The sequence below is a fragment of the Oceanobacillus indicireducens genome (assembly GCF_014647195.1).
In the GTDB taxonomy this organism is placed as follows: Bacteria; Bacillota; Bacilli; order Bacillales; family Amphibacillaceae; genus Oceanobacillus; species Oceanobacillus indicireducens.
The window spans coordinates 127,829-139,071 of record NZ_BMOS01000009.1 but is presented as its reverse complement, the minus strand read 5'-3'; the positions used below and the strand labels follow the sequence as shown (position 1 = coordinate 139,071).

Sequence of the window (11,243 nt, the reverse complement as noted above, 5' to 3'; positions counted from 1 at the left end):
TCTGGACTGCGGACCTCCAGGAGAAGGTTGCGCTTACGCTGAATGAAAGTGAACACTAATTCATTCACGTGGTTGAGGGGTTCGTTACATTTTTGATAGCTATCATTATGTACTACTGATATAATGATAAAATAAAAGAAGAATACTACATATTTACAACTTGGACATGTTAGCGAAATTTAAGTAAAATGTATAGTATCGTATATCAAAATGAATAAGGGGTGCGTTTTTATATGCTTAAAGTACAAGAAATTCGGGAAATTATTAAATTAATTGATCAATCATCTATTACAGAATTTAATTATGAAACTAACGGTACATCCGTGTCACTAAAAAAAGGAACTCATGGAGCGACAACTGTAGTAAATGAACCATCACAAGTAACAGAAACTACCGCTGTACAAATACAACGACAAAGCGAGCCAGTTCAAGAACAAGCAATCGAGAAACAAGCGGAAATAATTGAAGAAAAACAAGAAGTAAAAGCAGAAAACAGCGATTATGACTTTGAAATTGTTTCACCAATGGTCGGTACGTTCTATGAATCACCATCTCCGGAAGACGATCCATACGTTACAGTCGGCAGCAAAGTCGATTCAAATTCCATTGTTTGTATTGTCGAAGCAATGAAACTATTTAACGAAATTGAAGCAGAAGTAAGTGGAGAAATCGTAGAAGTGCTCGTGGAAAATGGCGAGCTTGTGGAATATGGTCAACCACTATTCCGGGTAAAGAAAAAATAAGGGGATGGAGTAATTGATTAAGAAAGTGTTAATTGCGAACAGAGGAGAGATTGCTGTTCGAATTATTAGAGCTTGCCATGAAATGGGAATAGAAACCGTGGCAGTCTATTCAGAAGCAGACAGAGAATCTTTACATGTGCAACTAGCAGATGAAGCATATTGTATCGGACCTACCTTAAGTAAGGACAGCTATCTTAACTTTACGAATATATTAAGTGTAGCAACCTCGAGAGATGTGGATGCAATCCACCCAGGCTATGGGTTTCTCGCTGAGAATGCTGATTTTGCGGAGATGTGTGAGGAATGTAATATAAGCTTTATCGGTCCAACAGCTGAAGCAATTCAGAAAATGGGAATTAAAGATGTGGCCCGGGAAACGATGAAACAGGCCAATGTTCCGATTGTGCCTGGTTCTGACGGAATCATCGAAAGTGAAAAAGAAGGGATTGAAATCGCGGAAAAAATCGGCTACCCGGTTATTATCAAAGCTACTGCAGGTGGTGGAGGTAAAGGTATCCGTGTCGCGAGAAATGAAGAAGAACTTGTTAAGGGGATCCGCGTCACACAAAAAGAAGCAGAGACAGCATTCGGGAATCCTGGTGTTTACCTTGAGAAATTCATTGAGGACTTCCGGCATGTGGAAATTCAAGTTCTAGCAGATAAACACGGGAATATTATCCACTTAGGAGAGCGTGATTGCACGGTTCAAAGACGCCTGCAAAAATTAATCGAAGAAACTCCCTCACCAGCGGTTTCGTCAGAGATTAGAGAGAAGATGGGGCAAGCAGCAGTTAGTGCAGCTAAAGCAGTTGATTATGTTGGTGCTGGAACGATAGAATTCATCTTCGACCGTCAGACAGAGGAGTTCTATTTTATGGAAATGAATACAAGAATACAAGTAGAACATCCAGTCACAGAAATGGTGACAGGAGTAGACCTCATTAAAGAACAAATTAAGGTGGCAAATAATGAAAAGCTGAGCCTGCAACAAACGGATATCACATTTGACGGCTGGGCAATTGAATGTCGGATTAATGCGGAAGATCCGTATAAGAACTTCATGCCCTCGGCAGGTAAAATCGATATGTATCTTGCCCCTGGCGGCTTGGGTATCCGCGTAGATTCTCAAGCATATACCGGGTATACTATACCGCCGTATTATGATTCCATGATAGCCAAACTTATATCCTATGCACCAACAAGAGAAGAAGCGATCAAGAAAATGACGCGGGCACTTGATGAATTCGTTATTGAAGGAATTTATACGACAATTCCTTTCCACCGGCAAATAATGGACCATGACGTTTTCCAGCACGGGGATTTTAATACGAACTTTTTAGAAGAGAACCCGATTGTAGAGAAATAGAACAACAACTTTCTATAAAAGGTGTGATTTCATGAGTGAACAACCATTATTAAATGTTAGTAATGATTTGTCTTTAGGAAGAGTGGAAATTGCTCCAGAGGTGATTGAAGTAATTGCTGGAATCGCTGCGACAGAAGTGAAAGGTTTATATGCCATGCGTGGTACCTTTGCATCTGGTGTTGCAGAACGTTTAGGCAAGCAGACACATAGTAAAGGTATTAAAGTTGAACTCACGGACGATGGGATCACAATTGATGTGTATTGTATTTTAGACTTCGGTATCTCTATCCCGAAGGTAGCCCAATCATTGCAAACAACTATCCGACAAAGCTTAAAAACAATGACTCAACTTGATATTGCCGAAATAAATATACATGTAGTCGGAATCAATATGGATGAAAAGGAACAGCAAGCTAAACATAATGAGTAAACAAACAGGCCAGAGCGGAATACTTTGGCCTTCTTATCATTTGTTCCGGTGTAACCATCTGTCGTATACCCAATGTAAAACTTCAGAATGTACCAGGGAGTTTAGGTGGAAGATAACGGATGGTAACACCCAGATTTGTTCACCTAACAGTGGGATAAGGAGAATCCCCGCTGATTGAAGTTTCACTTTAGAAAAGAACATTAGAAGGAGTAAAAGCATGAAACGAAGCGAAGCAAGAGAAAAAGCATTCCAGTTTCTGTTTCAAATAGATATCAATTGTGAAGTCCATGAAGGCAGCATTCAGGAATATGTTGAGGAACAGGGGAATGATCCGTTTCTTAACCAATTAATTCAAGGTGTGATAGACAAGAAATCCTCTTTAGATGAAATAATTGCTAACCATTTGGAGAATTGGAGCCTAGATCGTATAGCGGCAGTAGAACGAACGATTTTGCGATTGGCGACATTTGAAATAAAGCATCTGGAAGATATCCCGCTTAATGTCTCAATTAATGAAGCCGTCGAACTAGGGAAACGTTTCGGCGATGAGAAGTCGGGGAGATTCATTAATGGTGTGTTATCCAATATAGAAAAGAGAGGAAATGAATCATGACTGCTGAAATTATTAGTGGAAAAGAATTAGCTTCAGAAATAAAACAAGATTTAGCAAAAGAAATCGAAAGACTGAAAGTGAAAAATCTTATCCCAAAGTTGGTCGTTGTCCTTGTCGGCGATAATCCTGCATCATTATCTTATGTTAAAGGGAAAGAAAGGGCTGCAGCCGAAATTGGGATGGATTCTGAAGTAATCACTTTACCTGTCGAGACAACAGAAGCGGATCTGTTGGCATTACTTGATGAACTAAATGACAATGATGCGGTTCATGGTATTTTAGTTCAATTACCATTGCCAGACCAAATTAATGAACAGAAAGTAATTGATCGGATTAACCCGAAAAAAGATGTGGACGGCTTCCATCCGATTAATATCGGTAAGATGATGACAGGAGAGGACAGCTTTTTACCATGTACACCCTATGGGATCATTACAATGATCAAATCAAAAGGAGTTGAGATTGAAGGGAAGCATGCTGTCATTATCGGCCGCAGTAATATCGTTGGGAAACCAGTCGGACAGCTGTTATTGAATGAAAATGCAACGGTCACCTATTGTCATTCAAAAACAGAGAATATGCAAAAATATACACAAGCGGCTGACATTCTGATCGTTGCAATCGGGAAAGAAAACTTTATTAAGCAAGAGGACGTCAAAGAGGGTGCGGTCATCATCGATGTTGGGATTAACCGGACACAAGAAGGAAAACTAACTGGTGATGTCGACTTTGCTGAAGTAGTGGAGAAGGCCGGGTATATTACACCAGTTCCGGGAGGAGTTGGTCCAATGACAATTACAATGCTTCTCTCTAATACAATTAAAGCGGCTAAAGGACTGACAAGTATTGAATGATAAATATTTAACGGTAACGGCCCTAACGAAATATATTAAGCGGAAACTCGATATTGATCAACATTTGCAACAAATTTGGCTGCGCGGTGAGATATCGAACTTTAAACATCATAGCCGTGGACATATGTATATGACGATAAAAGATGAACAGACGAGGATCCAAGCAGTCATGTTTGCCGGGAACAACCGTTATTTAAAATTTACCCCGGAGAGCGGAATGAAAGTACTGATTCGCGGAAATGTCAGTGTATATGAAGCTGCCGGGCAATATCAGCTGTATATTAATGCAATGGAACCGGATGGAATCGGGGCTTTATATTTAGCTTATGAACAATTGAAGGTCAAGCTGGAACAGCAAGGTTACTTTTCCTCGGCTCATAAAAAACGAATTCCAGCATATCCGAAGCGAATCGGTGTGATTACTTCGCCAACGGGTGCAGCGGTAAGGGATATCATTACGACTATTCAGAGACGTTATCCATTAGTTGAAGTAGTAGTTATCCCGGTTCTTGTTCAAGGACCAGAAGCGGCGAGTTCGATAAAACGGGGAATTGAAACAGCTAATCGGATGAACTTTGATACATTAATTGTCGGTAGAGGCGGTGGTTCGATTGAGGAACTATGGAGTTTTAACGAAGAGATCGTTGCCCGTGCAATCTACGAATCTCGGATTCCAGTTATTTCTGCTGTCGGACATGAAACAGACACGACGATTAGTGACTTTGTAGCAGACTTAAGAGCACCGACTCCAACGGGTGCAGCAGAGCTTGCGGTTCCGTCTCAAGCGGAGTTAAGAAATAATCTTCAACTGCTCAACCGAAGATTAACCCGTGAAGTGAACCAATTATTGGACCAGGAAACACGCCGGCTTAACAACGCGCTTAATTCCTATGCTTTTCGTTATCCAAAAGAGCTCATTAGGCAGAAAGAGCAGGAGTTGGATCAGCAAATGGAGGCACTAGAACGAACATTAAGATTGCAAGTAAACGATGGCGCAATGGTTTATCAAACAGTAATGAGACGTCTATCGGTGCAGCATCCCAAAGAGCGAATCGAAGAAGCAGAAAAGAGAATAACTGAACTTACAATAAAGAATAACCGCTACATGAATCAAACCGTTGATTACCATCGCCGCGAACTCGGGAATTTACTGGATAAGCTTAGTTTAGTAAACCCATTAGAAATCTTGAAACGTGGCTTTGCATTACCTTATACTGCGGATGGACAATTACTGAAGTCTGTAACGCATATTAAGGAAAAAGAACAACTGGCAGTAAAATTAACGGACGGCACAATCCATGCACAAGTACTATCAGTAAAGGAGACTTCAAATGACGGAGAAAAACATGGAACTATCCTTCGAGGAAGCGATGGAAAAGTTAGAAAAAATAGTAGGGAAACTTGAAACGGGAGACGTTCCTTTGGAACAAGCAATTGATTATTATCAGGAGGGGATGATTTTATCGAAAATATGCAGTGATAAAATTAATTCTGTCCAAGATAAAATGGCAAAAATTTTAAATGAGCATGGAGAAATCACAAACTTTGATGTGGAAGGGGAAGTCTAGCATGGACCAGGTTAATCTGGAAGCTTATTTGAGACAGCAGAAAGATTTAATTGAAAATGAAATGGAAACACGATTAACTGAACTTCCGATTCCTGATCAATTAAAGGCTTCAATGCTTTATTCCCTTCAAGCAGGCGGGAAAAGAATTCGACCGGTTCTTTTGCTCGCAAGTTTTGAAGCTTATGGTACCGCTGTTGAAAAGACACTTTCTACAGCTATCGCCCTAGAAATGATTCATACATACTCCTTAATTCACGATGATTTGCCTGCAATGGATGATGATGATTACCGGCGCGGACAACTGACGAATCATAAGAAATTCGATGAGGCAACGGCTATTTTAGCAGGCGACGGTCTATTGACACATAGCTTTGCTTTAATTGCGAACGAACCACTCCTTACCGATCGTGAAAAAGTGGAACTAACAGGGAAAATTGCAGTTGCAAGTGGACCACTTGGTATGGTGGCCGGTCAAATTCTCGATATGCAAGCTGAAAATGAAGACATATCCGTCCCGCTAGAACAACTTGAAAAAATCCACGAACTTAAAACGGGAGAATTATTAAAATTCGCCGTTTATGCTGGTGCTTATTTAGGGGGAGCGACAGAAGAACAATTGACACACCTTACACGCTTTGCCCATTATCTAGGGCTGATCTTCCAAGTTCAAGACGATATTTTAGATATTACAGGAATAGAGGAAGCACTAGGTAAACCTGTAGGAAGTGATGTAAATAATAATAAGAGTACATACCCGAAACTTCTTGGCTTAGAAGGGGCAATCAAACAAAAAGAGATCTATGTGGAAAAAGCATTAGCATCTCTTGAACAAGCAGGTGCAATTGATTCCCAACTAAAAGCACTGATTGACTATATCAGCAATCGTGACCATTAAGTAAGTAAGAAGATTCAGCCGTTCAGCATAAAAGTGAGCGGCTGTTTTTCTATTCTATGGAGGTATTCTATTTCAGAATATGAGTCATTTGATGTATAATAAACCAGAAAAGCTTATTAATATGAATGATAGTTAAAAGTAAAGGAAATGAAGATGACAAAAAAACGTTTAGATGAATTACTTGTAGAACGTAACTTAGTGGAGAACACAGACTTGGCAAAGCGTCTGATTATGGCTGGATTGGTTTTTTCTGAACACGAACGGCTTGATAAACCAGGTGTAAAAATTGATCCAGACATGCCAATCCGTATAAAACAAAAAAATAAATCCTATGTCAGTCGCGGCGGATTGAAGTTGGAGAAGGCAATCCAGCAGTTCGATTTGAATCTGGAAGGAAAAACAATCCTTGATATAGGGTCATCGACAGGCGGATTTACCGATTGCGCACTCCAGCATGGTGCTAAATTAAGCTATGCAATCGACGTAGGCTACAACCAACTTGATTGGAAATTACGCAATGATAAGCGGGTCGTCGTTATGGAACGGACGAATTTCCGCTATGTGACGAAAGATATGCTAAATACAATACCAAATTTCGCTTCGATTGATGTCTCCTTTATATCTTTACGCCTGATATTACCTGTGCTCAAATATCTCTTAGACGAGGAAAATGATGTCGTAGCTTTAATCAAGCCCCAATTTGAAGCGCGTAAAGAGCAAGTCGGTGAAGGAGGAATTGTTCGGGAAAAGCAAGTCCATGTAGAAGTGCTTGAACAGGTCATTCGTTTTGCTGCAGGCGAAAACTTTATCCTGCATGGTATTACGTATTCTCCAATAACCGGTAGTCAAGGGAATGTAGAATTTCTCGCCCATTTTAAATATCTCTCGGAACAAAAAGAAAAACCTGATATACCCCCTTTTGAAAAAGTTGTCGAGCAAGCACATCAACATTTAGTAAGAATGGAGGCCGGAAGATGAGTAAAATCCAACGTCATATTAAAATTCGCGAATTAATTAATGAGCATGAAATCGAGACTCAAGATGAACTCGTTGATGAGTTGAAAGCACTCGGCTATAATGTGACTCAAGCAACTGTCTCACGTGATATTAAGGAACTGCACCTAGTGAAAGTGCCTACATTATCTGGAAAATATAAATATAGCTTACCGGCAGATTTACGATTTAATCCGGAAGAAAAATTAAAAAGGCTAATTGTCGATGCTTTCGTTAATATTGACCATGCGAATCATTTCGTTGTTTTAAAAACATTACCGGGAAACGCTAACGCCATCGGAGTGTTAATTGATAACCTCGAATGGGAAGAGATAATGGGAACAATTTGTGGAGATGATACATGTTTAATCATCTGTCGAAAAGAAAATGATGCCGAGAAAATAAAAAACCGCTTCATACGCATGCTTTAACTTGGATGAAGGAAGAGGTGAATGATTCATGCTGACAGAATTATCTATTCGAAACTTTGCAATTATTGATCAAATCTCCATTACATTTAATGAAGGATTAACGGTGCTTTCTGGTGAGACAGGAGCAGGGAAATCAATTATTATTGATGCCATCCAATTACTTGCAGGTGGTCGCGGTTCTGTTGAATATGTCCGTCATAAAACAAATAAGGCAGATATCGAAGGATTATTCTCCATTGAATCAATGGAACATCCTATTTATGCAGTTGGCAGACAATACGGTATTGAAATAACCGATGAACAGGTTGTCTTAGAACGAACAATTACAAAAAGTGGGAAAAGTATTTGCCGTGTGAATGGTAAATTGGTGACACTCGCAATTCTTCGTGAATTCGGTAAAACGCTCATCGATATACATAGCCAGCACGAAACCCAGTCCCTGATGGATGCGGACAACCATATTCATCTACTTGACTTGTATGACTATGAGCAAATCAAGCAGGCAAAAGAAGAATACACGAATCTTTACGACAGACTGCGAAAGTTACAACAACGCTACAAACAATTAAATGAAAATGAGCAAGAAATCGCTCACCGTCAAGATTTATTATCTTTCCAATTACAAGAATTGGAACAGGCCAATCTTGTCCCAGATGAAGATGAAATTCTGGAAAAAGAAAGAAATTCCTTAGCCAACTTTGAGAACGTCCATACAGCGCTTCAAAATGCTTATAATGCATTGTATGGGGATGGAAGAGGACTAGAATGGATAAATCATGCGATGCTCTCTTTGAGTGAGCATGAAAAAATTGATCCGTTTATTGATGAAAAAGCCGAAGAAATTACGAACTATTATTATTCTCTTGAGACAATGGCTTTTGATTTACGAAATTATATCGACCAATTGCAATATAATCCGGAACGACTGAATGAAATTGAAGCAAGACTTAATGAACTGAATCGATTGAAGAAGAAATATGGCGCGACGGTAAATGAAATGCAGACATATATGGCCAAAATAGAAGAAGAATTGGAAGAAATAACGAATAAAGACTTTCACCTGACCGCTCTTGTGGAAGAAATTGAAGAAATAGAGAAAGACGCGAGGTTGGAAGCAAAAGAGCTACACCATTTAAGAAAAAAAGCTGCAAATGCACTTGTAAAAGAAATCCATTCAGAATTAAAAAGCTTATATTTGGAGAAAGCAAAGTTTCAAATTAGCTTTGACAATGAAACGGACCATCCAAAACTCCATAAAGACGGATATGATACGATTCGTTTTATGATTTCAACAAATCCAGGGGAACCGCTTAAAGAACTGACAAAAGTAGCTTCAGGTGGAGAATTATCCAGAATTATGCTCGTTCTGAAAAAAATCTTCGCAAAACATCAAGGAGTCACAAGTGTTATTTTTGATGAAGTTGATACAGGTGTAAGTGGACGCGTTGCCCAGGCAATTGCTGAGAAAATATATGAAATATCCAACGCTTCCCAAGTTCTCTGTATTACCCATTTACCACAAGTTGCTGCCATGGCCGATACGCATAAATTAATTGAAAAACATGAAAAGGATGACAGGACTTCAACCACTGTTACCGAACTAAGTCCAGATGAACAAATGGAGGAATTGAGTCGGATGATAACTGGAACGGAACTGACAGAAACAGCAAAAGAACATGCAAAGGAAATGCTTGACCTTGCCGATATATTCAAGTTAAAAGATCATCAGGAATAATATTGTGGATTAGCCGGAAACTAACAGCACCGGCTTTTTTTAATGTTTTTTTCTCATATCATTATAAATTAGCCTCTTCTGAACGTCATTACTTTATGCAAGGTAAACTTAAGCATTTCACTTATGAATCACCAGTTTAAAAAAGGCCTGCTTCGCTCAAATTAGAAGTACAGAAAAAAAATTGGTATGGGTGAGATGCGAGGGGTGTTAATATACATGAAAAAAACAAAGAGACAATGGATACAACATACCTTTACACTATTCGCCAGCTTCTTATTTCTCCTTTCCTTTACAAATCCGTTTCTAACAGGGGGACTTTCACATTCTGATGCGAAGCCTATGGTTCATGATGTTTTTTCGAATCTGATCTCACTTAAAACCGCTTCAGCAGAAGAAAACAGTTCATTAGAACCGATACAAAGGGATGAAGACATTAAACTTATTCCAGGTGGTCAATCGATCGGTGTTCAGCTGGAAACAGTCGGAGTGCTTGTAGTTGGACATCATTCCATTCAAGGTAAAGAAGGGGTATTATCCCCTGGGCAGGATGCAAAAGTATTGATAGGCGATATGATCGTCGAAATTAATGGTAAGCCAATTAAAGATATGAGTGAGATCAAACCATTAGTAAACGCTGCAGGAAAACAAAATGAAGCTCTAAAGATTAAACTGAAAAGGGGTAATGAGACACTCGACACATCATTACAACCTGTACAAGATGAACGTGATCAGGAGTACAAAATTGGGCTTTATATTAGGGACTCCGCAGCGGGAATAGGAACAATGACCTTCCATGATCCAGTGAGCAAGCGATATGGTGCGCTCGGGCATGTAATTTCCGATATGGATACAAAAAAGCCAATTGAGTTAATGAAAGGGAGAATAGTTCGGTCATCCGTCGTCCATATCGAAAAGGGTAACCAAGGTACACCCGGAGAGAAACAGGCAAGATTTTCCGCAGATCGGAATGTGATTGGAAGCATTGTGAAAAATACACCACATGGTATTTTCGGTGTGCTTGAATCAAAAATAACAAATGATAAATACGATGAGCCATTACCAATTACACGTTCAGATGAGGTAAAAGAAGGTCCAGCAAAAATATTGACTGTTGTTGCTGATGAAAAAGTTGAAGAATTTGACATTGAAATCGTCAGTTCGACCCCCCAAGAAAAACCAGATATTAAAGGGATGGTTATTAAAATAACCGATCCTCGTCTACTCGAACAAACAGGCGGAATCGTCCAAGGAATGAGCGGCAGTCCAATTATCCAGGATGGGAAGATAGTAGGCGCCGTAACACACGTATTCGTAAATGATCCAACATCCGGTTATGGCGTTCATATCGAATGGATGCTAAATGATGCAGGAATAACCATTAACGAGAAAGAAGAAACCATTGCACAAGCAAGTTGACCAAGAACTTGTAACAGGCCCCCTGTTGCAAGTTCTTTCTGCTTTCATTCAGCGTAAGTGTCGTTCCGCTGTTCAGTTGCCCGAAGGACGGATGCGCATCCTAGGGCTCCGCGCTGAGCCTCGACGCACAGGACGTGCTAATGCAGACGTTGCCACAGGACGTGGCGATCTTAGCCTGCCTCGGAAGAAAGGCACTTCT

The 11,243-nt window shown here is 39.8% G+C and carries 12 protein-coding genes; all 12 read left to right on the top strand.

The window, feature by feature from the left end:
• Positions 1-233 precede the first annotated feature (233 nt).
• The 12 genes from accB (at position 234) to spoIVB (ending at position 11,044) form a co-directional block, all read left to right on the top strand.
• Positions 234-743, top strand: coding sequence for an acetyl-CoA carboxylase biotin carboxyl carrier protein (gene accB, locus IEX94_RS08455; RefSeq protein WP_156855972.1), 510 nt, complete (start codon positions 234-236; stop codon positions 741-743).
• 13 nt (positions 744-756) lie between these two features.
• Positions 757-2,109 (top strand): acetyl-CoA carboxylase biotin carboxylase subunit, encoded by a 1,353-nt coding sequence (gene accC / locus IEX94_RS08450; protein WP_188856813.1) that lies wholly within the window; start codon positions 757-759, stop codon positions 2,107-2,109.
• A 31-nt stretch (positions 2,110-2,140) separates the two neighbouring features.
• Positions 2,141-2,539 (top strand): Asp23/Gls24 family envelope stress response protein, encoded by a 399-nt coding sequence (locus IEX94_RS08445; protein WP_156855970.1) that lies wholly within the window; start codon positions 2,141-2,143, stop codon positions 2,537-2,539.
• Between the two features lie 217 nt (positions 2,540-2,756).
• Entirely contained in the window at positions 2,757-3,152 is a 396-nt protein-coding gene (gene nusB, locus IEX94_RS08440) for a transcription antitermination factor NusB (protein WP_156855969.1), read from the top strand.
• Complete coding sequence (gene folD, locus IEX94_RS08435) at positions 3,149-4,006, top strand: bifunctional methylenetetrahydrofolate dehydrogenase/methenyltetrahydrofolate cyclohydrolase FolD (protein ID WP_188856812.1); 858 nt, start codon at positions 3,149-3,151, stop codon at positions 4,004-4,006. Before nusB ends, folD begins: the two co-directional genes overlap by 4 nt.
• Positions 3,999-5,411, top strand: coding sequence for an exodeoxyribonuclease VII large subunit (gene xseA / locus IEX94_RS08430; RefSeq protein ID WP_188856811.1), 1,413 nt, complete (start codon positions 3,999-4,001; stop codon positions 5,409-5,411). The genes folD and xseA overlap by 8 nt, the downstream gene beginning before the upstream one ends.
• The gene (xseB, locus tag IEX94_RS08425) at positions 5,338-5,574 is read left to right on the top strand and encodes an exodeoxyribonuclease VII small subunit (protein WP_156855966.1); all 237 of its coding nucleotides are present in this window, start codon (positions 5,338-5,340) and stop codon (positions 5,572-5,574) included. The genes xseA and xseB overlap by 74 nt, the downstream gene beginning before the upstream one ends.
• 1 nt (position 5,575) lies before the next feature.
• Positions 5,576-6,469: a polyprenyl synthetase family protein gene (locus IEX94_RS08420; RefSeq protein ID WP_188856810.1), complete on the top strand. Its 894-nt coding sequence runs from the start codon at positions 5,576-5,578 to the stop codon at positions 6,467-6,469.
• Between the two features lie 147 nt (positions 6,470-6,616).
• Positions 6,617-7,447, top strand: coding sequence for a TlyA family RNA methyltransferase (locus IEX94_RS08415; RefSeq protein WP_156855964.1), 831 nt, complete (start codon positions 6,617-6,619; stop codon positions 7,445-7,447).
• Positions 7,444-7,893 carry a transcriptional regulator AhrC/ArgR gene (gene ahrC / locus IEX94_RS08410; RefSeq protein WP_156855963.1) on the top strand — a complete coding sequence of 150 codons (450 nt, stop codon included), beginning with the start codon at positions 7,444-7,446 and terminating at the stop codon, positions 7,891-7,893. Before IEX94_RS08415 ends, ahrC begins: the two co-directional genes overlap by 4 nt.
• A 28-nt stretch (positions 7,894-7,921) precedes the next feature.
• Positions 7,922-9,628: a DNA repair protein RecN gene (recN, locus tag IEX94_RS08405; protein WP_188856809.1), complete on the top strand. Its 1,707-nt coding sequence runs from the start codon at positions 7,922-7,924 to the stop codon at positions 9,626-9,628.
• A gap of 216 nt (positions 9,629-9,844) precedes the next feature.
• Positions 9,845-11,044, top strand: coding sequence for a SpoIVB peptidase (gene spoIVB / locus IEX94_RS08400; RefSeq protein WP_229782629.1), 1,200 nt, complete (start codon positions 9,845-9,847; stop codon positions 11,042-11,044).
• The last annotated feature ends 199 nt before the right edge of the window (positions 11,045-11,243 follow it).